Source organism: Pseudacidovorax sp. (assembly GCF_017991995.1).
Lineage (GTDB): Bacteria > Pseudomonadota > Gammaproteobacteria > Burkholderiales > Burkholderiaceae_C > Xenophilus.
Window position 1 is genome coordinate 347831 of the sequence record NZ_JAGOPN010000003.1, and the last position, 22705, is coordinate 370535.

16 protein-coding genes and 1 pseudogene are annotated in these 22705 nt (G+C 71.4%); 6 read left to right on the plus strand and 11 right to left on the minus strand.

Features of this window, described 5'->3' with window-relative positions; all coding sequences use genetic code 11:
• Window positions 1-120: 120 nt before the first annotated feature.
• From KBC94_RS06230 to KBC94_RS06270, 9 genes and pseudogenes are all read right to left on the minus strand, one after another.
• Entirely contained in the window at window positions 121-1341 is a 1221-nt protein-coding gene (locus KBC94_RS06230) for an NAD(P)/FAD-dependent oxidoreductase (RefSeq protein WP_294367507.1), read from the minus strand.
• A 137-nt stretch (window positions 1342-1478) separates the two neighbouring features.
• A complete protein-coding gene (gene cobA, locus KBC94_RS06235; protein WP_294367508.1) occupies window positions 1479-2291 on the minus strand; it encodes a uroporphyrinogen-III C-methyltransferase in 813 nt (270 codons plus the stop codon).
• Window positions 2288-3196: a DNA-binding protein YbiB gene (gene ybiB / locus KBC94_RS06240; protein WP_294367509.1), complete on the minus strand. Its 909-nt coding sequence runs from the start codon at window positions 3194-3196 to the stop codon at window positions 2288-2290. The genes cobA and ybiB overlap by 4 nt, the downstream gene beginning before the upstream one ends.
• Before the next feature lie 47 nt (window positions 3197-3243).
• On the minus strand, window positions 3244-6081 hold the full coding sequence (locus tag KBC94_RS06245; RefSeq protein WP_294367511.1) for a nitrate reductase: 2838 nt from the start codon (window positions 6079-6081) through the stop codon (window positions 3244-3246).
• A 7-nt stretch (window positions 6082-6088) separates the two neighbouring features.
• A pseudogene (locus KBC94_RS06250) lies at window positions 6089-7291 on the minus strand (FAD-dependent oxidoreductase); the annotation flags it as partial.
• Window positions 7292-7329: 38 nt separating this feature from the next.
• The gene (locus KBC94_RS06255; RefSeq protein WP_294367513.1) at window positions 7330-8160 is read right to left on the minus strand and encodes an ABC transporter ATP-binding protein; all 831 of its coding nucleotides are present in this window, start codon (window positions 8158-8160) and stop codon (window positions 7330-7332) included.
• Entirely contained in the window at window positions 8157-9092 is a 936-nt protein-coding gene (gene ntrB, locus KBC94_RS06260) for a nitrate ABC transporter permease (RefSeq protein ID WP_294367516.1), read from the minus strand. Before ntrB ends, KBC94_RS06255 begins: the two co-directional genes overlap by 4 nt.
• 34 nt (window positions 9093-9126) lie before the next feature.
• On the minus strand, window positions 9127-10374 hold the full coding sequence (locus KBC94_RS06265) for an ABC transporter substrate-binding protein (protein ID WP_294367519.1): 1248 nt from the start codon (window positions 10372-10374) through the stop codon (window positions 9127-9129).
• Between the two features lie 419 nt (window positions 10375-10793).
• The gene (locus KBC94_RS06270) at window positions 10794-12053 is read right to left on the minus strand and encodes a nitrate regulatory protein (protein ID WP_294367521.1); all 1260 of its coding nucleotides are present in this window, start codon (window positions 12051-12053) and stop codon (window positions 10794-10796) included.
• A gap of 182 nt (window positions 12054-12235) precedes the next feature.
• Here KBC94_RS06270 and tsaD point away from each other — a divergent pair, with 182 nt between their 5' ends.
• A complete protein-coding gene (tsaD, locus tag KBC94_RS06275) occupies window positions 12236-13297 on the plus strand; it encodes a tRNA (adenosine(37)-N6)-threonylcarbamoyltransferase complex transferase subunit TsaD (RefSeq protein ID WP_294367524.1) in 1062 nt (353 codons plus the stop codon).
• On the opposite strand, the gene KBC94_RS06280 is transcribed toward tsaD, so the two are convergent.
• Window positions 13236-14303 (minus strand): LacI family DNA-binding transcriptional regulator, encoded by a 1068-nt coding sequence (locus KBC94_RS06280; RefSeq protein ID WP_294367526.1) that lies wholly within the window; start codon window positions 14301-14303, stop codon window positions 13236-13238. The two genes, tsaD and KBC94_RS06280, sit on opposite strands and share 62 nt — an antisense overlap.
• A 199-nt stretch (window positions 14304-14502) precedes the next feature.
• Between KBC94_RS06280 and ptsP the strand changes: the two genes are divergently transcribed.
• From ptsP to KBC94_RS06300, 4 genes are all read left to right on the plus strand, one after another.
• Window positions 14503-17049 (plus strand): phosphoenolpyruvate--protein phosphotransferase, encoded by a 2547-nt coding sequence (gene ptsP, locus KBC94_RS06285; protein WP_294367528.1) that lies wholly within the window; start codon window positions 14503-14505, stop codon window positions 17047-17049.
• Window positions 17046-18014, plus strand: coding sequence for a hexose kinase (locus tag KBC94_RS06290; protein WP_294367531.1), 969 nt, complete (start codon window positions 17046-17048; stop codon window positions 18012-18014). Before ptsP ends, KBC94_RS06290 begins: the two co-directional genes overlap by 4 nt.
• Before the next feature lie 85 nt (window positions 18015-18099).
• Window positions 18100-19869: a PTS fructose-like transporter subunit IIB gene (locus KBC94_RS06295; protein ID WP_294367533.1), complete on the plus strand. Its 1770-nt coding sequence runs from the start codon at window positions 18100-18102 to the stop codon at window positions 19867-19869.
• Between the two features lie 107 nt (window positions 19870-19976).
• On the plus strand, window positions 19977-20819 hold the full coding sequence (locus tag KBC94_RS06300; protein ID WP_294367534.1) for a shikimate 5-dehydrogenase: 843 nt from the start codon (window positions 19977-19979) through the stop codon (window positions 20817-20819).
• A 99-nt stretch (window positions 20820-20918) separates the two neighbouring features.
• Here the strand turns inward: KBC94_RS06300 and KBC94_RS06305 are convergent, their stop codons facing one another.
• A complete protein-coding gene (locus tag KBC94_RS06305; protein WP_294367537.1) occupies window positions 20919-21293 on the minus strand; it encodes an Hsp20/alpha crystallin family protein in 375 nt (124 codons plus the stop codon).
• A gap of 126 nt (window positions 21294-21419) precedes the next feature.
• Between KBC94_RS06305 and KBC94_RS06310 the strand changes: the two genes are divergently transcribed.
• Entirely contained in the window at window positions 21420-22703 is a 1284-nt protein-coding gene (locus tag KBC94_RS06310) for a branched-chain amino acid ABC transporter substrate-binding protein (protein ID WP_294367539.1), read from the plus strand.
• The last annotated feature ends 2 nt before the right edge of the window (window positions 22704-22705 follow it).

Below are 22705 nucleotides of genomic sequence, written 5' to 3' on the forward strand. Positions count from 1 at the left end.
TCAAGCTGCCTCGGGTGCTTGGCGGCGCGTGCCTGGCGCGACGCCGGAGACGATGGGGCTGAGGCGCCGTATCCCCGGCAACCCGCGTCGTCGTGCTGCGCCAGCGGTGGCCCGGCGCGCTCAGCCGGCCTGCAGCGCCTGCGCGCAGGCGTGTGCGCTGGCCCAGGCCCACTGGAAGTTGTAGCCGCCCAGCCAGCCGGTCACGTCCACCGTCTCGCCGATGAAGAAGAGGCCGGCCTGGCGCGCGGCTTCCAGGGTCTGCGAGGACAGCTCGCGCGTGTCCACGCCGCCGGCCGTGACCTCGGCCTTCTTGTAGCCCTCGGTGCCGTCGGGCACCAGCGACCAGCGGCTGATGCGCTCGGCCAAGCGGGCCAGTGACTTGTCGGCCGCCTCGTTGATGGGCCGCTGCAGGCCCGGGTCCTCGCCGGTCCAGGCATCGGCCAGTCGCGAGGGCACCAGCGTCGCCAGTTCGTTCGCCACCCGCTTGCGCGAATCGCGCTTCGCCTCGGTCAGGCGGGCCTGCACGTCGGTGCCCGGTGCGAAGTCCAGCGTCAGCGGCGTGCCGGGCTGCCAGTAGCTGGAGATCTGCAGGATGGCCGGCCCCGAAAGCCCGCGGTGGGTGAACAGCAGGTCCTCGTCGAAGCGCATCCGCGCCTTGCCGCTGCCGGTGCTGATGGCGACCGGCAGCGCCAGGCCGGCGAGTTGCGCATAGGGCGCCCAGGCCTGGCCGCCGAAGGTCAGCGGCACCAGCGCGGGCCGCGGGGCGATGGTCCGCAGGCCGAACTGCGCCGCGATGCGCCAGCCGAAGTCGGTGGCGCCGATCTGCGGGATGGCCAAGCCGCCCGTGGCGATGACCAGTTGTGGCGCCTCCACCGGCCCCCGTGCGGTCTGCAGCCAGTAGCGGCCAGCCCCGGCGTCGAAGGCGACCGACTGCACGGCGCAGGGCTGCCAGCGTTCGACCCGGCCGTCGGCGCATTCGGCCAGCAGCAGATCGATGATCTGCTGCGAGGGCCCGTCGCAGAAGAGCTGGCCCTTGTGCTTCTCGTGCCAGGCGATGCCGTGGCGGTCCACCAGCGCGATGAAGTCGGCGGGCGTGTAGCGGGCCAGGGCCGAGCGGCAGAAATGCGGGTTCTCGCCCAGGTAATGGCGCTGCGGCGCGCGCGGGTCGAGTTCGCGGTTGGTGAAGTTGCAGCGGCCACCGCCGGAGACGCGGATCTTCTCGGCCACGCGCTCGGCATGGTCGATGAGCAGCACGCGCAGGCCGCGCTGGCCGGCCTGCGCCGCGCAGAAGAGGCCGGCGGCACCGGCGCCGATGACGATGGCGTCGAAGTTGGAGGACATGGGGCGCGCAGTATCCGTTGCCCGGCCGGGCTGCAAGTTGCTGAGGTCGGCGTCGCCCGGCGCGAAGTCGGCCGCGCAGGTCCTCATCGATGCCGGCCGAGGCTGACCTCTACCAGGGCGGCGCGGAACGCTTCGGTTCAGGTCCCGAAGCGTGACGAGGCCGTGTCGCCGACCGCCGCCATGCCGCGCAGCACATCCCCCACCACGATGATCGACGGGCTGCCCAGGCCACTGTGCGCCAGATCGGCGACCAGCGTGCCCAGGGTGGCGACGATCTGCCGTTGCCGCGGCAGGCTGGCATGCTGCACTACCGCCACCGGCGTGGCGGCCGGCAGGCCGCCGGCCAGTAACTGCTGCTGGATGTGGGCCGCGCCGGCCACGCCCATGTAGATGACCAGCGTCAGCCGCGCGTCGCGGGCCGTGGCGGCCAGGGCGGCCCAGTCGGTACTGTCGTGGCGCGCGCTGTCGGCCGCGCCGGTCTTGGCATGGCCGGTGACGAACACCACGCCCGCCGCATGGTCGCGGTGGGTCAGCGGCACGCCCAGTGCCGTCACCGCGGCCAGGCCGGCGGTGATGCCGTTGACCACCTCGCAGGCGATGCCGGCCTCGCGCAGGTGCTCAACCTCTTCGCCGCCGCGGCCGAAGACGAAGGGATCGCCGCCCTTGAGGCGCACCACGGTCTCGCCTTCCTGCACGGCGGTGATCATCAGCTTCTCGATGAAGGACTGCGGCGTGCTCTTGCAGCCGCCGCGCTTGCCGACGTGCACGATGCGCGCGTCGGGCCGGGCCCACTGCAGGATCTCGTCGTTGACCAGGTCGTCCACCAGCAGCACGGTCGCGGCCTGGATGGCCTTCACGGCCTTGAGGGTGAGCAGTTCCGGATCGCCCGGGCCAGCACCGACGAGGGTGCAGCGGCCAAGGGGGCGGGAGGCGTTCGTGGGCGTGTTCATGCGTGGGCGGCCAGCTGGCGGATGTGCGCGACCTGGGCGGCGATCGCATCGGGAAGGGGCAATTCGCCCGCCAGCACGCGGCGGGTGTAGGCGGCGGTGGCGACGGCGTCGAGTTCGGCCGGCAGGCCGGGGATCTCGGCCAGTGTGCCGGGCTGCTGCGTCTGCAGCGCCTGGCGCTGGCCGCGCACGAAACCTTCGACGTGCAGGGTGCGGCGCGGATCCACCACCACCTCGCCTTCGAGGCCGCGCGAGAGCATGGCTGTCATGCCCAGCAACTCGAACAGCTCGGTCATCACCGTGCCGAAGGCGGGATGGGTGTAGCTGCCCACCACCACCGCCGGGCCGGCCACCGGCTGCATCAGCTTGACCACGCTGTGGCCCGCGTTGCGCAGGCCGACCACGCGGCGCACTTCCAGCAGGCGCTTGAGGCCGCCGTGCAGCAGGCCGGTGTCGACCACGGCGATCTGGCCGGTGTCCAGCGGCGTCAGCGTCGTCGCTTCGGCATGGCCCAGTTCGGCCAGCACCTCGGCGGCCGTGACCCGGCTGCTTTCGGTGCGGCTGCCGTGCACCAGCACCGGCAGGCCTTCGCGGGCCAGCAGCAGCGCCAGCAGGGGCGTGAGCACCGGCAAACGGCGCGCGCCGTTGTAGCTGGGTAGCACGACCACCGGACCGGCCAGGCTCTGCACGCAGGCCAGCCGCGCATGGGTGGCGTCGAGGAAGCCGGCCATCTCCTGCGTGGTCTCGCCCTTGACGCGCATGGCCAGGCAGAACGCACCGATCTCCAGGTCGGTGACGCTGCCGTCCAGCACCTGGCCGAAGAGGTCGGCCGCCTGCTCGCGGGCGAGGGGCTTCGCGCCGCGCGCGCCGCGGCCGATTTCCTTGATGTAGTGCGCAATGCTTCCCATGGGTGGCCGGATTGTCCCGCAGCGCTTATGCCGGAATGCGAGGGCGCTTATGCCGCCTGGCGATGCAGGCGCACCGGCGTCTCGCGCACCATGCGGCGCAGTTCGGGCACGCAGGAGCCGCAGTGGGTGCCGCAGCGCAGCGCCTGTTGCAGGCTGGCCAGGCGCTCGCCCTCGCTGCCGTCGCAGGCCGCCAGGTGCTCGCCGATGGTCTGCGCCGCCACGCCGAAGCAGTTGCACACGGTCTTGCCGCGCGACACCACCGCTACCGGCGCCGTCGCCTGGTACGACAGCAGGCGACGGCCGAAGGCCTGAGCCGGCAGCCGGTCCTGGATCAGCGTCTTGAGCCAGCCCTCGGCGCGGGTGTCGCCAGCCAGCAGCACGGCGCGCACATGGGCGATTTCACCGTCGCGCTGCAGCCGCACGGCGCGGCGGTGGCCGCGGGCCGGGTCGGCGTAGCGCAGGGCCTGACCGTCGCCCAGGCCGAGCAGGGCCTCGATGCGGTCGACCAGCGCGGCGGGCGGTGGCCTGTCGGCTGCGACGCGCAGCAGCACGCCGCCTTCGCCGCCACCGGCACCTTCGTCGCCGAAGGGCACGCAGCTGACAAAGCGCAGGTCGCGCGCCGCCTCGCGCAGCGCCTGCCGCACGGCCAGCGCCCGGTCGGCGGGCAGCCAGGCGATGCCCAGCAGCGTCCAGGGCAGGGCCGCGCGGCGGATGCGCACGGCCGCGTGCTTGAGTTCGGGCTGCTTGGAGGTGGGGCAGAAGGTGGGCGTCGTCAGGCCGTTGACGCCGGTCATCTCCCGGCCCTGCGGGTCCCGGCCGCCGAGGAACTCCTCGCCCCAGTGCATCGCGAGGAAGGTCTGCGCCGGCGCCAGCGTGGCATCGGGCTGCACCGGCAGCACCGCGCTGCCGCGGCGGGAGCTGACCTCGACCAGGTCGCCGGCCGCCAGGCCTTCGCGGGCCATGTCCTGCGGGGCCATCTGCAGCGCCGGCTCGGCCACATGGCCGAACAGCCGGCCGAGCGTGCCGGTGCGGCTCATGCCGTGCCACTGGTCGCGCAGGCGGCCGGTGTTGAGTGCATAGGGCCAGTCGGCGTCGCGTGCCTCGGCCAGCGGGCGCCAGGGCTCGGGGCTGAAGCGGGCGCGGCCGTCGGGCGTGGCGAAGACGCCGTCCTGGTACAGGCGCGCCGTGCCGGCCGCTTGCCCTTCCGGCATGGGCCACTGCTGCGGGCCGAGTTCGTCCAGCAGGGCGTAGGAAAGGCCGGTGATGTCCAGGTCGCGGCCACGGGTGGTGGCGCGGTGCTCGTTCCAGACCTGCTCGGGCGTGTCGTAGGCGGTGAGGGCGTGCGTGGCGGGTGCCAGTGCCTGCAGGGCCAGCCGCGACTGCAGCCGCCGGCCGAAGTCGGCCGCGATGGCCCAGTCGTGGCGCGCCTCGCCGGGCGCCGCGACGGCGGGCCGCACGCGCGAGATGCGCCGCTCGCTGTTGGTGACCGTGCCGTCCTTCTCGCCCCAGGTGGTGGCGGGCAGCAGCAGGTCGGCGAAGGCAACCGTGGCGGTGGTGGCGAAGGCTTCCTGCAGCACGACGAATTCGCAGCGCTCCAGCGCCCGACGCACCAGCGCCTGGTCGGGCATGGACTGGGCGGGGTTGGTGCAGGCGATCAACAGCGCGCGCACCCGGCCTTCGGCGGCGGCACGGAACATCTCGATGGCGCTCAGGCCCGGCGTGGCCGGGATGGTCGGAACGCCCCAGAAGGCGGCCACCTCGGCCCGGTGATCGGCGTTGGCCATGTCGCGGTGCGCGGGCAGCAGGTTCGACAGGCCGCCCACCTCGCGGCCGCCCATGGCATTGGGCTGGCCGGTCAGCGAGAAGGGGCCGGCACCCGGTTGGCCGATCTGGCCCGTGGCAAGGTGCAGATTGATGAGCGCCGCGTTCTTGTCCGTGCCGTGCGAGGACTGGTTCAGTCCCATGCAATACAGGCTGAGCGTGGGCGCACGGCGCGCCGCATCGCCGGTGCCGCCGGTGGCGAACAGGCGCGCGGCTTCCACGATGTCGGCAATGGGCAGGCCACAGATCTCGCTCACGCGCTCGGGGGTGCAGTCCTGCACCGTTGCGCGCAGCGCCTCTAAGCCATGGGTGTGGGCGTCGATGAAGGCGGCGTCGGTCCAGCCTTCGCGCAGCATCACATGCAGCAGGCCGTGGAAGAGCATGACGTCGCTGCCCGGTTGCAGCGCCAGGTGCAGGTCGGCGATCTCGCAGGTGTCGGTGCGGCGCGGGTCGACCACCACGATCTTCATGGCCGGGTTGGCGCGCTTCGCTTCTTCGATGCGGCGGAAGAAGATGGGATGCGCCCATGCCGTGTTGCTGCCGGCGATGAACAGGCAGCCGGCGTCCTTCACGTCGTCGTAGCAGGCAGGCGGAGCGTCGGCGCCCAGTGTCCTCTTGTAGCCGGCCACGGCGCTGCTCATGCACAGGCGCGAGTTGGTGTCGAGGTTGTTGGTGCCGATGAGGCCCTTGGCCAGCTTGTTGAAGACGTAGTAGTCCTCGGTGAGCAGCTGGCCCGACAGGTAGAAGCCGACGGCATCCGGGCCGTCCTCGGCGATCACGCGCGCGAAGCGATCGGCGGCGAGGTCCAGCGCCTCGTTCCAGCCGATGGCGTGGGGCGCTTTGCCGCGCGCGGGTCGCAGCGCCGGTGCCAGCAGCCGCGTCTGCTGCGCGATGGCGGGCGAGGCCGTCAGGTGCAGCGTGCTGCCCTTGGTGCACAGGCGGCCGAAGTTGGCAGGGTGGGACGGGTCGCCGCGCACGCCGGTGATGCGGTCGCCTTCGGTCTGGATGAGCACACCACAGCCCACGCCGCAGTACGGACAGGTGGAGCGCGTTTCCTCAGCCATGCGCCGGCTCCCCGAAGATCAACTGCTCGCGCAACTCCGCCACGCTGCGGCCTTCGCGCAGCAGGTCCAGGTACCAGCCGCCGCCCTCGGCATCGCCGTAGAGGCAGGCGCCGACCAGCCGCTCGTCCTTGAGCACCAGCTTGCGGTAGACACCGCCTTCGGGGTCGCGCAGCACCAGCATCTCAGTGCCTTCGCCGCCCATGAAGTCGCCGGCCGACAGCAGTTCGACACCCGTCACTTTGAGCTTGGCCGAGACGGTGCTGCCCTCGTAGCGGCCGATGCCCATCTGCGCCAGGTGGTTGGCCGCCACGCGGCCCTGCTCGAACAGCGGCGCAACCAGGCCGTAGGCCACGCCGCGGTGCTGGGCGCATTCGCCCACGGCGTAGATGCGGCCGTCGGTCCCGGTCTGCAGCGTGTCGCTGACCACGATGCCGCGCTCGCAATACAGCCGCATCTGCTGCGCCAGCGCGATGTGCGGCCGGATGCCGATGGCCATCACCACCAGGTCCGCGGGCAGCTCGCTGCCGTCCGTGAGGCGCACCGCGCGCACGCGGCCCTGGCCGTCGTCCAGCAGCGCCTCGGTCTGCGCGCCCAGGCGGAAGTTCAGGCCTTGTTGTGTTTCCAGCGTCTGGCGCAGCAGCGTGGCGGCCTCGGCGTCGAGCTGGCGCTCCATCAGCCACTCGTTGCGGTGCACCACAGTGACGGCCATGCCGCGACGGGCCAGGCCGCTGGCGGCTTCCAGGCCTAGCACGCCGCCGCCGACGACCACGGCATGGCGGTGCGTGCGGGCGGCCTCGATCATGGCCTCGGTGTCGGCGATGTCGCGGTGGGCGAGCACGCCGCGCAGGCCGGCGCCCGGCACCGGCAGCACCACGGGCTGCGAGCCGGTGGCCAGCAGCAGCCGGTCGTAGGCTGCCTCGGTGCCGTCGTCGGCGCGCACGATGCGGCGGGCGCGGTCCACCTGCGTGACGGTGCGGCCCGCATGCAGGGTGATGCCCTGCTCGCGGTACCAGTCCCAGTCGTTCAGCACGATGTCCTGCAGGCTGCGCTCGCCGGCCAGCACCGGCGACAGCAGGATGCGGTTGTAGTGCGGATGCGGCTCGGCACCGAACACCGTGATGTCGTAGAGCCCCGGCGCGATGGCCAGCAGCTCCTGCACCGTGCGCATGCCAGCCATGCCGTTGCCGATCACCACCAGTTTCTGCCGCATCCTTGTCTCCTGCGTGCCGTGTTCCCGCGTGGCCGCCCTCAGGCGGCCTGCTTCTCCACGTGGCCTTGCCGGGTGTAGAGGAAGTCGATCACCGCCTTGCGGTAGTGCACGTAGTCGCGGTCCTCGGCCAGTTCCACGCGATTGCGCGGGCGGGGCAGGTCCACCGCCAGCGCCTCGCCGATGGTGGCGGCCGGGCCGTTGGTCATCATCACGATCTTGTCGGACAGCAGCACGGCTTCGTCCACGTCGTGCGTGACCATCACCACGGTGCTGTGCGTCTTCTGCACGATGGCCAGCAGCTCGTCCTGCAGCTTGGCGCGCGTCAGGGCGTCGAGCGCGCCGAAGGGCTCGTCCATCAGCAGCACCTTGGGTTCCATGGCCAGGGCGCGGGCGATGCCCACGCGTTGCTTCATGCCGCCGGAGATCTCGCCGGGCCGCTTGTGCGTGGCCGCCGTCAGGCCCACCAGCGCGAGGGCATCGGTGGTGCGCTGGCGCAGCTGGGCCTTGGACTCGGTGCCGCCGAAGACACGCTCCACGCCCAGGTGGATGTTCTCGAAGCAGGTCAGCCAGGGCAGCAGCGAATGGTTCTGGAACACCACCGCGCGCTCGGGGCCGGGGCCGGCGATCTCCTTGTTGGCGCACAGCAGCGCGCCCTGCGTGGGCCGGGTGAGGCCGGCGATGAGGTTCAGCAGCGTGCTCTTGCCGCAGCCGGAGTGGCCGATCAGCGCCACGAACTCGCCCTTGGCCACCGTGAGGTCGATGTTCTGCAGCGCGACGAAGCGGCCCTTGGGCGTCTTGAAGGCCTGCTCGACGCCCTGGATCTGGATGAACCTGGCATCGGCAGCGGAGGTGGAAACGGCGGTGTTCACGACTTGACCTCTTCGAAGGTGAATGCGGTGGCGAGCTTGACCAGGGCCATCTCCAGCAGCAGGCCCACGATGCCGATCACGAAGATGGCGATGATGATGTTCTTGACGTTGAGGTTGTTCCACTCGTCCCAGACCCAGAAGCCGATGCCCACGCCGCCCGTCAGCATCTCGGCCGCCACGATCACCAGCCAGGCGGTGCCCACGGCCAGGCGCACGCCGGTGAGCATGTAGGGCAGCACGGCGGGGAAGAGGATGCGGGTGAGGATCTTCCATTCCGACAGGTCCAGCACGCGGGCCACGTTCATGTAGTCCTGCGGCACGCGCTGCACGCCCACGGCGGTGTTGATGACCATCGGCCAGATCGAGCAGATGAAGATGGTCCAGATGGCGGCCGGGTTGGCGCCCTTGAAGACCAGCAGGCCGATGGGCAGCCAGGCCAGCGGCGACACCGGGCGCAGCAGGCTGATCAGCGGGTTGAACATGCGCGCCAGGAACACCGAGCGGCCGACGGCGAAGCCCGCCGGAATGCCGACCAGCGCCGCCAGGCCGAAGCCCACCGCCACGCGCTGCAGCGAAGCCAGCACGTTCCAGCCCACGCCCTGGTCGTTGGGGCCGTTGCTGTAGAAGGGGTCGGCGAAGACCTGCACCGCCTGCTTCCAGGTCTCGGCCGGGCCCGGAAAGCTGCCGCCGCTGCGCGCGGCCACCAGCTCCCACACCAGCAGCAGCAGGCCAAAGCCCAGCAGCGGCGGGACGATGCGCAGCCACAAGCCGCTGAAGTCGCGCGAGGCACGCGCCGCCTTGGCCGGCTGGGCGGGCGCCGCCGGCACATCGGGCGCAGACACCACGGTCAGCGGCTTGGCCGGCACATGCACGGACGGGGACGGGGCCGCGATGTCGGCCTCGCGCGGAAGATGGAAGACGGCGGCAACCATGGTGATGGGCTCCTGGTGGATGGAGGGTGCGGCCTCAGGCGCGGACCTTGAACGAATCGGCGTACTTGGCCGGCTCCTTGCCGTCCCACACCACGCCGTCGATGAGCTTGCTGCTGCGCATCGGGCTGGCGGGCACCGGCGTCTTGGTGGCGGCGGCGGCCTGCTTGTAGATGTCGATGCGGTTGATCTCGGTGGCCACCTTCAGGTAGTCCGGATGCTCCTTGAGCAGGCCCCAGCGCTTGTGCTGGGTGAGGAACCACATGCCGTCGGACAGGTAGGGGAAGTTCACCGCGCCGTCGTTGTAGAACTTCATGTAGTTCGGGTCGTCCCAGGTCTTGCCCAGGCCGTTCTGGTAGCGGCCCAGGATGCGCTGGTTGATGGCGTCCACGCTGGTGTTGACGTAGCTCTTCTCGGCGATGGTCTCGGCCATCTTGTTCTTGTTCGAGAGGCCGCCGTCGATCCACTTGCCGGCCTCCAGGATGGCGGCCGTCACGGCGCGGGCCGTGTTGGGGTACTTCTTGACGAAGTCGGCCGAGGTGCCCAGCACCTTCTCGGGGTGGTCCTTCCAGATGTCCTGCGTGGTCACGGCGGTGATGCCGATGCCGTCCATGATGGCCCGGTGGCCCCAGGGCTCGCCCACACAGAAGCCGTCCATGTTGCCCACGCGCATGTTGGCCACCATCTGCGGCGGCGGCACCACGATGGACTTGGCGTCCTTCATCGGGTTGATGCCGTTGGCCGCCAGCCAGTAGTACAGCCACATGGCATGGGTGCCGGTGGGGAAGGTCTGGGCGAAGGTGTATTCGCGCTTGTCGGTGGCCATCAGCTTGGCGAGCGAAGCGCCGTCCACCGCGCCCTTGTCGGCCAGCTTTTTCGACAGCGTGATGGCCTGGCCGTTGTTGTTGAGGGTCATGAGCACGGCCATGTCCTTCTTGGGGCCGCCGATGCCGAGGTGCACGCCGTAGATCAGGCCGTAGAGCACGTGGGCGAAGTCCAGATCGCCATTGACCAGCTTGTCGCGCACGCCGGCCCAACTGGCTTCCTTGCTGGGGACGATCTTCACGCCGTACTTCTTGTCGATGCCCAGCACCGAGGCCATGACGACGCTCGCGCAATCGGTCAGCGGGATGAAGCCGATCTTGACCTCCTCCTTCTCGGGTTTGTCAGAGCCCTGGGCCCAGACGCAGGCGCGCAGGGCAGGATCGATGGTCAGGGCGCTGGCAGCGGCGGCCTGCAGCACGCGGCGGCGGCTCAGCGGGGCGGGGCGGTTGGCGTCGGTCATGGGCAGACTCCGGGGCAAGAAGGGCAGCGAAGGGGAAAAACAAAAAGGCGTCCTCGCCGCGCCGGGCCCATCGCATGCGGTGCATGCCATGGAGCCAGCGGGAGAGGACGCCTTTGTCCTGTGTCCGGCCTGCCTTGCCCGCCTTTGGGCGCCGCCTGCCGGACGACCGTTTCCGGTCTGTGGTCAGGACTATGCAAGCGGTGTGCCAGGATGGGCTGATGGGCGGTCCAAGGTGGCTTCGTCAGAGGGAGAAGGGCCGGACAGGGCTTGCCGAGCCCACTGCTGCAGGCGTCCCCGGGCGACCGTCATGCGCCACGGACGTGCGCCGCGGATTGCTGCTGTGCACCAAAAGCAGCTGTGGTGCGGGCGTCAGCGCCGGTTCTGTGTCAACCTGGGGCGCGGCTGCGCAGGGGCCCGGCTCAGCGCGGGGCGCTGCCGCCCAGCGGCAGGAAGTCGGCCATGGCCAGCACCGACTCCGCCACATCCACCAGGCGGCGGTTCTGGTTCATGGCGGTCTGGCGCAGCATCTTGTGCGCCTCTTCCTCGCTGAGCTGGCGGTGGGCCATCAGCAGGCCCTTGGCGCGCTCGACCACCTTGCGCTCGTTGAGCGAGGCGCGCACGGTCTGCAGTTCGTCGTTCATGGCCTGCAGGCGGCGCGACTGCTCCTGCACCATCTGCAGCACCGAACGCTCGAGGTTGCGGCCGTAGCCGGCTGCGGGCGCCTCGGCGGTCTCGCCGGCGGCGTCGGCGAAGAAGTCGCCCGGTGTCACCGCCTCGGCTTGCAGCGCCTCGTAGCGTTGCAGTTCGGCGCGGGCTTGTTCGATCTTGCGGCCGCAGAGGGCGCGCAGTCCGCGGGCCAGCCCGTCCTCGATGGCCTGCATGGCGTCGATGCGGCGGGTGCAGCCCTCGAACCACTGTGGGCTCAGGTTGGCGTCGAGCACCGTGCCGGCGGGCGAGGTGCAGCCGATGCGGCGCAGCCGCTCCAGTTCGGCCAGGTGGGCCGGCGCCTGGCTGGCCTGCCATTGGGCACGCAGCGCCTCGTCGCCGAACTCGCAGAACAGGCCGAAGCAGCGCTCCTGCGATTCGATGAGGTGCAGCCACTGTTGGCGCTGGGCATCGTCGTTGCCGCCGCGCAGGAAGGCGGCGGCGCCGAAGGCACGCTCCTGGCCGGCGAATTCCTTGCCCTGCATGAAATTGAACATGGCGACCAGCCAGCGGGAGATGTCCGGGTCGGTGGCGCCATCGGCTGCTTCGAAGACCACGGCCAGCAGGCCGGCGATCAGCTTCACGAAGGCGGCGGTGGCCAGGTCGGGCCCCAGCGCCAGCGCTTCGACGCGCGCGCGCAGGGTAGGCAGGGCGTCCAGCCCCTGCAGCACATAGGCCACGCGGGGAAACAGCCGGGCGCCGCCGGCCAGGCGCCGGGGATCGTCCACCAGGGGATCCAGGGCGGCACGCACCTGCTGCTCCTTCGCCAGGCAGTCGGCCACCTGTGCGGACCGCTCGGCGGCGAAGCGCTGGCCGCCGGACCCCAGGAAGACGTTGGTGATGCCGCGTTCGCGCTGCAGTGCATGCACCAGCAGGCCGAGCGTGCCCACCATTTCGCTGGTGCGGGCGAGCTGGTCGAGCTCGTCGATCTCGCAATGGCGGGCAGCGATCAGGAAGCCAAGGCTGGTCGTCATGGGCAGGGGCAGTCGGAATGTGTGGCACGCGCAAGGGGGCGAGAGCATGCCGCAAATTCCATGCCCCTCGGCCGGAGGTGGCACGTTTTCTTGCCTGTCACGAACGCACCGGCCGCCGACGGCCCGCAAGGGCAAGCCCAGCACCGCCTGCCCGGCCGCAGGCCGCCGCCTACACTGCCGCGATGCGCATTCTGGGCATCGAATCCTCCTGCGACGAAACGGGCGTGGCCCTCGTCGAGACCCTGGCCGACGGCGGTGTGCCGCGCCTGGCCGCTCACGCGCTGCACAGCCAGATCTCCATGCACCAGGCCTACGGCGGCGTGGTGCCCGAGCTGGCCAGCCGCGATCACATCCGCCGCGTGCTGCCCCTGACCGAGACGGTACTGGCCGAGGCCGGCTGCACGCGGGCCGACATCGACGTCGTCGCCTTCACCCGTGGCCCCGGCCTGGCCGGCGCGCTGCTGGTGGGCGCGGGCGTGGCCTGTGCGCTGGGCGCGGCCCTGGGCCGGCCGGTGCTGGGCGTGCATCACCTCGAAGGGCATCTGCTCTCGCCCTTCCTCAGCGTCGATCCGCCGCAGTTTCCCTTCGTCGCGCTGCTGGTGTCCGGCGGCCACACGCAGCTGATGCGGGTGGAAGGCGTCGGGCGCTACGAGCTGCTGGGCGAGACCATCGACGACGCCGCGGGCGAGGCCTTCGACAAGAGCGCCAAGCTGATGGGCCTGCCCTATCCCGGCGGGCCCTGGCTGTCGAAGCTGGCCGAGGGCGGCGATGCGCAGGCCTTCAAGCTGCCACGGCCGCTGCTGCACAGCGGCGACCTGGATTTTTCCTTCGCCGGCCTCAAGACGGCGGTGCTCACGCAGACCAAGAAGCTGGGTGCCGAACTGGAAGCCCGCAAGGCCGACCTGGCCGCCTCGACCCAGGCGGCCATCGTCGAGGTGCTCGTGCGTAAGTCGCTCGCGGCGCTGCAGCGCACCGGCCTCACTCGGCTGGTGGTGGCTGGCGGCGTAGGCGCCAACAAGCTGCTGCGCGAGCAGCTGAATGCCGCCTGCGCTAGGCGCAAGGTGCGGGTGCACTACCCGGAGCTGTCGTTGTGCACCGACAACGGCGCCATGATCGCCCTGGCGGCGGCCATGCGCATCCAGTCCGGCCTGTCGCAGCCGGAGGCGCGCTATGCCTTCGACGTCAAGCCGCGCTGGCCGCTGGATGCGCTGGCCGGGACGCCGCTGCCGTCGCCGACGGCCTGAGCACACTCGACCCCCGCACCAGCAGCTCGCCTTCGAGCACGATGCGCCGCGGCGGCCGGCCGGGCTCGGTCATGCGCTGCAGCAGCAGCTCGGCGGCCGTGCGGCCGATGTCGGCCGTGGGCTGGGCCATCACGGTGACGGCGGGCTCGGGCAGGGTGGTCCAGTCGTTGTTGTCGAAGCCGGCGATGGCGATGTCTTCGGGCATGGCCAGGCCCGCCTCGCGCACCGCCTTCCAGGCCCCCAATAGAAGAAGACCGTTGGTTGCAAGCAAGGCATCCGGGCGCTCGGCCCGGGCCAGCAGCGTGGAGGCCGCCGCCTGGCCCTCGGCCGCCAGCGGGCGCAGGGCCACCACCTGGGGCGCCAGGCCGGCCTCGCGCATGGCGGCCTCGTAGCCCGCCTGCCGTTCGCGACCGGTGCTGCTGCGCGAGCCGGCCAGCAGCGCGATGCGGCGGCAGCCCTGGGCGATCAGGTGCTCGGTCAGGCGGCGAGCGGCGGGGGCGTTGTCCAGCAGCACCAGGTCGGCGGGCGTGCTGCCCTCGGGCGCCCGGTCGACCATCACCACCGGAAAGGGATGCTGGCCGGCACGGAATCGCCGCGTCAGCTCCAGCGTGGGCGAGAGGATCACGCCGCTGGCCTGCTCGTCCGCCATCAGCTCCAGATAGGACTGTTCCTTGGCCGGGTCCTCGTCGCTGTTGCACAGGATCAGGCGCAGACCGTGCTGGTAGGCGATGTCTTCCACCGCGCGGCTGATCTCGGTGAAGAAGGGGTTGCGGATGTCCGAGACGATCAACCCGATGAGCGAGGCCCGCTGCTGCCGCAGCCGTCGCGCGGCCAGGTTGGGCCGGTAGCCCAGCTCGTCGATGGCCTGCTGCACGCGCTGGCGCAGGTCGGGTCGCACCGCCTCGGGGTGGCTCAGCACCCGCGAGACGGTGGTGGTGGAGGCGCCGGCGCGTTCGGCGACGTCCTTGATGCTGGCGCTCTGGCGATGCGGCAAGGGCTGCGTCATGGGTGAAAGCTGAAATCGATACCAGGATTCTGCATTCCGAGGGCGGCGAGGCGATGAAGGTTCTATCGCCTGAATCTCGGTGTTTACCCTGATTTTTGAGACATATCAGCGGGTTTCAGTGGACAGCCGAGCGCCCGTTTCGATAATTCCGTCATTGGTATCGATTCCAAAACTTTCAGGAGACGGTATGGATCTTCCCGTGCAAGTCCAACTCGCCGCCGCGGTCGCCGACCGTGAGGCTGCCATCCGCGCCGCCGGCGCCCTGCTGGTCCAGGCCGGCTTCTGCGACCCCGCCTATGCCGACAGCCTGCTGCGTCGCGAGCAGGTCGCCACCACCTACATGGGCCGCGGCCTGGCCGTGCCGCACGGCATGGTGGAAGACAAGGGCCTGGTGCGCCGCACCGGCCTGGCTGTCGTGCAGGTGCCGGGCGGCGTCGCCTGGGATGCGCCCGACCACCGCGTGCAGCTCGTGGTGGCGGTGGCCGCAGCTTCCGACCAGCACATCGCCGTGCTGCGCCGCCTGACCCGGCTGATGGCCGATGGCCAGCGCCTCGAAGCCCTGGCCGCCACCGGCAATGCGGAAGAGATCGTGGCCGCGCTCACCCGCGACGGCGCCGCCCCCGTCGCCACCGCCGTGCCCGAAGACCTGCCGATGGCGCAGGACGTGGTGCTCGACTACCCGAACGGCCTGCATGCCCGCCCTGCCACGCAGTGGGCGCAGGTGGCCTCGCGCTTTCTGGCCGAGCTGCGCGTGCGCCATGGCGACACCGTAGCCGACGCGCGCAGCATGCCCGCGCTGCTGGGCCTGGGCGCAGGCCGCGGCGCGCGCCTGCGCATCTCGGCCGCCGGCCCGGACGCCGCGCAGGCGCTGGCCGCCCTCAAGGACGTGATCGTCCGTCTGGCGCAGGACGAAAAACGCCAGGCCGAGCAGGCCGCCGCCCGCGAGAAGCAGGCCCACGGCCTGGGCCGCGAACTGGCCGGCTGGCAACCCGAGGCACGCCAGCACATCGGCGGCATCGCCGCCAGCCCAGGCCTGGTGATCGGCACGCTGGTGATGGCTGACGCGCCCGCGCTGGAGGTGGCCGACCAGCCCGGCCAGGGCGTGGCCGCCGCTGCCGCCGCGCTCGATGCGGCGCTGGCCGCCGCCGAGGCCGAGCTGATCGAGCTGGCCGAAGGCGCCCGCCGCAAGAACGCCGCCGAGCAGGCCGGCATCTTCGAGGCGCACCGCCAGATCCTGGCCCACCCGGAACTGCTGCGCGACGCCACCCGGCTGGTCGTGCAGGGCCACGGTGCCGCCTGGTCCTGGCGCCATGCGCTGGCCGGCCATGTGGCGGCCCAGCGCGCCGTCGCCGACCCGGTGCTGGCTGCCCGCGCCGCCGACCTGCAGGACGTGGGCGACCGCGTGCTGCGCGCCCTGGTGGGCGAGGCCGGCGCCGCCGCGCAGGACCCGTCGCGCTGGCCCGCCGACAGCCTGCTGCTGGCCGACGACCTGTCGCCCTCGGTCACGGCGCAGATCGACGTGCAACGCGTCAAGGGCTTCTGCACCGCCCGCGGCGGCCCGACCGCCCACACCGCCATCCTGGCGCGCGCCCTGGGCCTGCCGGCCGTGGTGGCCGCCGGTCCCGGCGTGCTCGCGGCCCGCAGCGGCGAGCGCGCCATCCTCGACGGCTACCGTGGCCAGCTGCACATCGGCCCCAGCGACGAAGCGCTGGCCCAGGCCCAGGCCATGATCGACCGCCTGGCCCGTCGCCAGGCGGAAGAGGCCCGCAGCCGTCTGCAGCCGGTGACCACGCTGGACGGCCACGGCCTGGAGATCGCCGCCAACATCAACAAGCCCGAGCAGGTGGCCAAGGCGCTGGACCATGGCGCCGAGAGCGTGGGCCTGATGCGCACCGAATTCCTCTTCCTGGAGCGCGACCATGTGCCCGGTGAAGAGGAGCAGTACGCGGTCTACCGCGACATGGTGCGCGCCCTGGGCGGCCGTCCGCTGATCGTGCGTACGCTGGACATCGGCGGCGACAAGCAGGTGCCGCACCTCGATCTGCCGGTGGAGGAGAACCCCTTCCTCGGCCTGCGCGGCGCCCGCCTGTGCCTGGTCCGCGACGACCTCATGCTGCCCCAGCTGCGCGCTCTGGTGCGCGCCGCGCAGGAGGGGCCGCTGTCGCTGATGTTCCCCATGATCAGCACCCTCGACGAAGTGCGTCGCCTGCGCGAGCGCCTGGCCGAGGTGCAGCAGTCGCTGGGCCTGGCGCCCGAGCAGGGCGGCCGGCGCATTCCGGTGGGCATCATGATCGAGGTGCCTTCCGCCGCCATGATGGCCGACCGTCTTTCGCCGCATGTGGACTTCTTCTCCATCGGCACCAACGACCTGACGCAGTACGCGCTGGCGGTGGACCGCCAGCATCCGCAACTGGCCACCATGGCCGACAGCCTGCATCCGGCCGTGCTGCGCCTCGTTGCGCAAACCGTGGAAGGCGCCCGCCGCCACGGCCGCTGGGTCGGCGTTTGCGGCGGCCTGGCCGGCGAGCCGCTGGGCGCGGCCTTGCTGGCCGGCCTGGGCGTGCAGGAATTAAGCATGAGCGTGGGCGACATCGCCGGCGTCAAGGCCCTGCTGCGCCGCCACAGCCTGGCCGAGCTGCAGGCGCTGGCGAAGGCCGCCCTGGACATGGACGACGGCGACGCCGTGCGCGCTCTGGCCGCCCAGTTGCGCGACACCGCGCCGGCTGGCGACGAGGTGGCGGCATGACGTCCACGGCGATGCAGCTGATCACGGTCACGCCCAACCCGGCGATCGACCACACCGTCTCGCTCGACCGGCTGGAGCCCGGCGCCGTGCACCGCGCTCGCGCCGAGCAGTTCGAGGCCGGCGGCAAGGGCATTGGCGTGGCGGCGGTCGCTGCTGCGCTGGGCCTGCGCACGGCGGCCTCGGGCTGGCTGGGGGACCAGAACCCGCAGCTGTTCGAACGCGCCTTCGCCGAGCGCGGCATCGCCGACGCCATGGTGCGCGTGCCGGGCCGCACCCGCACCAACATCAAGCTGGCCGACGCCGAACGCGGCGACAGCACCGACATCAACCTGGCCGGCATCGCCTTCGACGCCCAAGCTACCGCGCAGGCCGAAGCCGCGCTGCTGGCGCGCCTGGCGCCGCTGGTGGGCGAGGGCACCTGGTGCACCCTGGCCGGCAGCCTGCCGCCCGGCGTGGGCGTCGAGAGCCTGCTGCGCCTGGCCGAGGCGCTGCGCGCCCGCGGCGCCCGCCTGATGGTGGACACCGGCGGCAAGGTGCTGGGCGAGCTGCTCGACCGGCTGCCGGCCGCGCCCGACTTCCTCAAGCCCAACCGCGCCGAGCTGGAAGAGCTGGTCGGGCAGCCGCTGCCCGCTGCGGCCGACGTGGCACGCGCGGCGCTGGCGCTGCGTGCGCACGGCGTGGGGCTGGTGGTCGTCTCGCTGGGCGGCGACGGCGCCGTCATCGCGGGCGAGGGCGGCTGCTGGCTGGCCCTGCCGCCACGCGTGCCGGTGGCCACCACCGTTGGCGCCGGCGATGCGCTGGTGGCCGGCACGCTGGTGGCGCTGGTCGAAGGTCGCGACTACCCCGAAGCCGTGGTCTTCGGCATGGCCTGCGCCGCTGCCCGCATCCAGCGCATCGCGCCCGGGCTGCCGCCGCGGGTCGAGATCGAGGCCCTGGCCGCGCGCATCGCGCTGCAGCCGGTCTGACCGGCATCGAAGCCGCCGACGCCCCATTCAAGATTCCGTTATCCCTTCTGTCACTCACCCCACCAAGACCCCGCCAGGAGACACCATGGCCTCACTCATCGCCATTGCCGCCAGCCAGGCCGGACCCGCGCACAGCTTCATGCTGGGCGAGGTGCTGGCCGACGCCGCCCGCCAGCTCGGGCACGACCTGAAGCTGCAGGTGCAGAGCTCGCTCGGCACCCAGGGCCAGCTCTCGGCCGCGGAACTCGCCCAGGCTTCGGCCGTCATCGTGGCGGCCGACGCCGGTGCCGCCGTGGACCGCAGCGCGCTGCCCGCCGGCCGCGTGCTGGACGTAGCGCCCGACGCCGTGTTCCGCGATGCCGGCGCCGTGCTGCGCCAGGCGCTGGCCCTGGCCGGTGCGCCGGCTTCTGCGCCTGTTTCCGCTGCGCCCGTGGCAGCCGCAGCAGCCAGGCCACTGAAGATCGTCGCCATCACCTCCTGCCCCACCGGCGTGGCCCACACCTTCATGGCCGCCGAGGCGCTGGAGCAGGGCGCCCGCGCGCTGGGCCACCAGATCCAGGTGGAGACGCAGGGCTCGGTGGGCGCGCAGAACACGCTGGGCGCCCAGGCCATCGACGAGGCCGACCTGGTGTTGATCGCCGCCGACACCCAGGTGGACCGCAGCCGCTTCGCCGGCAAGCGCCTGCATTCCTCGGGCACCAAGGCTGCCATCCACGACGCGCAGGGCCTGATCGCCAAGGCACAGGCCGAGGCGGCCGTCTGGGGCGGGGAGGGCGCCGCGGCTGCCGCATCCACCGCCGCAGCCGGCGCCAAGCCGGCGGGCAAGGTCGCGGCCACCGGCCCCTACAAGCACCTGATGACCGGCGTCTCCTTCATGCTGCCCTTCGTGGTGGCGGGCGGCCTGCTGATCGCGCTCGCCTTCGCGCTGGGCGGCATCTATGTCTACGACGACGCGCACAAGGGCACGCTGGGCTGGACGCTGTTCCAGATCGGCGCCAAGGGCGGCTTCGCGCTGATGGTGCCGGCGCTGGCCGGCTACATCGCCTTCTCCATCGCCGACCGGCCCGGGATCGCGCCCGGCATGATCGGCGGCCTGCTGGCGGGTACCGTCGGCGCCGGCTTCCTGGGCGGCATCGCCGCGGGCTTCATCGCCGGCTACTCGGTCAACGCGCTCAACCGCTGGATCCGCCTGCCACGCGGATTGGAGGGCCTCAAGCCGGTGCTGCTGCTGCCACTGCTGGGTGCGGCCATCACGGGCGTGGCCATGATGCTCGTGATCGGCCAGCCGGTGGCGGCCATCATGGCGGCGCTGACCGACTGGCTCAAGGGCATGCAGACCAGCAGCGCCGTGCTGCTGGGCATCACGCTGGGCGCCATGATGGCGGCCGACATGGGCGGGCCGATCAACAAGGCGGCCTATGTGTTCTCCACCACGCTGATCGCCTCGGGCGTGGCCACGCCGATGGCCGCCGCCATGGCTGCCGGCATGGTGCCGCCGTTGGGCATCGCGCTGGCCTGCCGCCTCTTCGCCAGCCGCTTCACGCCCGACGAGCGCGAGGCCAGCAAGGCCGCCGCGGTGCTGGGCCTGGCCTTCATCACCGAGGGCGCGATTCCCTATGTGGCGCGCGATCCGCTGCGCGTGATTCCGGCCTGTGTGCTGGGCTCGGCCACCGCCGGCGCGCTGTCGATGATGTGGGGCATCGCCCTGCAGGCGCCGCATGGTGGCGTGTTCGTGCTGGCCATTCCCAATGCGGTCAACCATGTCGTCCTGTATGCGCTGGCCATCCTGATCGGCAGTGTGGTGACGGCGCTGGCGCTGGGTGCGTTCAAGAAGAAGGTGGTGGTGGCGGCCTGATTCAGCGCACACCGCCTTCCGCCAGCGGCGGGCCTGTGCATGCGCAGGCCCGCCGCCTTTTTTTGGCGCGTTAAGCTGCGCCGCCTGATTTCCAAGGAGAGCCATCCATGAGTGCTGCGAAGGACATGCGCCTGACCCTCAGCCGCGACACCAGACTGTGCATGTCGCTGTCGGGCCGGCCGAGCAACTTCGGCACCCGGCTGCACAACCACCTGTACCAGGCGCTGGGCCTGGACTATGTCTACAAGGCCTTCACCACCACCGACCTGCCGGCCGCCATCGGCGGCGTGCGCGCCCTGGGCGTGCGGGGCTGCGCGGTGTCCATGCCCTTCAAGGAGGCCTGCATTCCGTTGCTGGACGAGCTGACACCCTCGGCCGCGCGGCTGCAGTCGGTCAACACCATCGTCAACACGGACGGGCGGCTGGTGGCCTACAACACCGACTACATCGCCGTGGCGGCGCTGCTGAAGTCGCACGGCGTGCCGCCGGGCACGCCCTTCGTGCTGCGCGGCAGCGGCGGCATGGGCCGGGCGGTGGCCGCGGCCCTGGTGGACCATGGCCTGGGCCCCGGCATGCTGGTGGCGCGCAACGCCGACAGCGGCCGGGCCGTGGCCAATCTGCATGGCCTGAAGTGGCAGCCCGAGTTGCCGGCGGAGGCACCGGGCGCGGTGCTGGTCAACGCCACGCCGCTGGGCATGGCGGGCGCGCCGGAGTCCGAGGCGCAGGCCTTCCCCGATGCACTGATTGCCGAGGCGGCCTGGGTGTTCGACGTGGTGGCGCTGCCCTCCGAGACGCCGCTGGTGCGCGCCACACGCCGGCTGGGCCGGCCCGTGATCACGGGCGAGGAGGTGATGGTGCTGCAGGCGGTGGAGCAGTTTGCGCTCTATACCGGCGTGCGGCCCGATGCGGCGCGGGTGGCCGAGGCGGCCGCCTTTGCGCGGGCCGGCTGAACGACGGCATTGCCCGCACGTGCCGGGGACGAAGAAACGGCCTCCGAGGGAGGCCGTTTCTTCATTGGGCGCCCGAAGCGCTCGCCTTCGTCTCGAGGCTCAGGCGATGGTCAGCTGCGTGACCTTGCTCACCGGCGCCAGGCGGGCCAGCTTCAGGGTCAGAACGCCGTTTTCCAGCTTGGCTTCGCTGGCGGCGGTGTCAATCTCCTGCGGCAGCTCGTAGGCGGCCTTGTACTGGCGCTTGGCTTCGGCGCGGGTCTCGATGCGCACCACCTGGCCTTCGATGCCCACGCCCAGGTCTTCACGGGCGATGCCGGGCACGTCCAGGCTCAGGGTCCAGCCCTGCTCGGTGCTTTCGACCTGCACGCCGCGGGCGGTCGGGAAGAAGGCGTCGTTGACGAAGCGCTCGAAGCCGCGGTCGAAGCTGCGGGGCGAGGCGAGGGCGGCGGAACGGATGGCGGGTGCGAACAGCATGTGTTTCTCCAGTCTGAAAGAGGGTCGATCCAGGGGCGCAGGATGCGCCCCTTACACTGCGCGGCCTTTCAGTCGTGAGTGCCGCTTGAGACCTATCTAGGCACCCTCCCAGCGGCTTTCAAGAGCATGTCCCAGACCTATATTTCTCGTCGTCGCGTCTTGAAAAGCGGCGCGGCGGCGCTATGTGCATCGACCCTCGGCGGCCTGGCCCGCGCGCAGGGCGGGGCGCCCATCCGGCTGGCCCTGGTCGAGAGCCTGAGCGGCCCCTTCGCCAACACGGGCGAGGCCGTCTTCCGCAACCTGCTGTGGGCCGTGGAGCGCGTCAACGCCCGCGGCGGCGTCCCGCTGCCGGGCGGTGCGCGTCCGCTGCAACTGGACCGCTATGACAGCAAGGGCCAGACCGAAGAGGCGCTGTCGGCCCTGCGTGCTGCCATCGACAACGGCGCGCAGGCGGTGCTGCAGGGCAACTCCTCGGCCACCGCCGCAGCCATCCTGGATGCGGTGGACAAGCACAACGAGCGGGACGCGCGCCGGCGGCTGCTCTTCCTCAACTACTCGGCGGTGGACCCGATCCTCACCAACGAGCGCTGCAGCTTCTGGCACTTCCGCTTCGACGCCCATGCCGACATGCGGGTGGCGGCGCTGATGGCCGTGTTCAAGGAAGACCGCGCCGTCGGCAGCGCCTACCTGATTGGCCAGGACTACAGCTTCGGCCAGGCCGTGCTGCGCGAAAGCCGGCGCCGCATCGCCGAGCTGCGGCCGGACGTGCGCATCGTGGGCGAGGAACTGCACCCCATGGGCAAGGTGAAGGACTTCGCGCCCTACGCCGTGAAGATCAAGGCGAGCGGCGCCCAGGCCGTGTTCACCGGCAACTGGGGCAACGACCTGACGCTGCTGGTCAAGGCGGCGCGCGAGGTCGGCTTCGAGGGCAAGTTCTACACCTTCTACGGCAATGCGCTGGGCGCGCCGGCGGCGCTGGGCGACGCCGGCGTGGGCAAGGTGATCGCCGTGGCGGACTGGCTGCCCAATGTGCCGACGCCGGAGTCGGCGGCCTTCTACAAGAGCTTCCGCGCGCGCTTCCCGAACCCGGCGGACGACTATGTGCACATGCGCATGCAACTGATGATCGAGGCGCTGGCGCAGTCCATCGCCCAAGCCGGCAGCACCGAAGCGGCCGCCGTCGCGGCCCGACTGGAGAACGCCAAAGTGTCGCTCGCCGGGCGCAGCGGGCGCATGCGGGCGGCGGACCACCAGTTCCAGCAGCCGCTGGTCGTGGGCCTGATGGACCGTCAGGGCACGCCGGGCGTGACCTTCGACGTCGAAGGCTCGGGCTACGGCTTCCGCGTCATCAAGGACATCGCGCCTGAAGTGGCCGAGCTCCCGACAACCTGCCGCATGCAGCGGCCCTGATC

Bases quoted from the DNA above. Each gene is read 5' to 3' on its own strand.
- KBC94_RS06245 (WP_294367511.1), bottom strand. From the start codon at position 6,081: ATGGCTGAGGAAACGCGCTCCACCTGTCCGTACTGCGGCGTGGGCTGT.
- KBC94_RS06265 (WP_294367519.1), bottom strand. From the start codon at position 10,374: ATGACCGACGCCAACCGCCCCGCCCCGCTGAGCCGCCGCCGCGTGCTG.
- KBC94_RS06300 (WP_294367534.1), top strand. From the start codon at position 19,977: ATGAGTGCTGCGAAGGACATGCGCCTGACCCTCAGCCGCGACACCAGA.
- KBC94_RS06270 (WP_294367521.1), bottom strand. From the start codon at position 12,053: ATGACGACCAGCCTTGGCTTCCTGATCGCTGCCCGCCATTGCGAGATC.
- KBC94_RS06305 (WP_294367537.1), bottom strand. From the start codon at position 21,293: ATGCTGTTCGCACCCGCCATCCGTTCCGCCGCCCTCGCCTCGCCCCGC.
- KBC94_RS06230 (WP_294367507.1), bottom strand. From the start codon at position 1,341: ATGTCCTCCAACTTCGACGCCATCGTCATCGGCGCCGGTGCCGCCGGC.
- KBC94_RS06290 (WP_294367531.1), top strand. From the start codon at position 17,046: ATGACGTCCACGGCGATGCAGCTGATCACGGTCACGCCCAACCCGGCG.
- tsaD (WP_294367524.1), top strand. From the start codon at position 12,236: ATGCGCATTCTGGGCATCGAATCCTCCTGCGACGAAACGGGCGTGGCC.
- KBC94_RS06310 (WP_294367539.1), top strand. From the start codon at position 21,420: ATGTCCCAGACCTATATTTCTCGTCGTCGCGTCTTGAAAAGCGGCGCG.
- cobA (WP_294367508.1), bottom strand. From the start codon at position 2,291: ATGAACACGCCCACGAACGCCTCCCGCCCCCTTGGCCGCTGCACCCTC.
- KBC94_RS06295 (WP_294367533.1), top strand. From the start codon at position 18,100: ATGGCCTCACTCATCGCCATTGCCGCCAGCCAGGCCGGACCCGCGCAC.
- ntrB (WP_294367516.1), bottom strand. From the start codon at position 9,092: ATGGTTGCCGCCGTCTTCCATCTTCCGCGCGAGGCCGACATCGCGGCC.
- KBC94_RS06280 (WP_294367526.1), bottom strand. From the start codon at position 14,303: ATGACGCAGCCCTTGCCGCATCGCCAGAGCGCCAGCATCAAGGACGTC.
- ybiB (WP_294367509.1), bottom strand. From the start codon at position 3,196: ATGGGAAGCATTGCGCACTACATCAAGGAAATCGGCCGCGGCGCGCGC.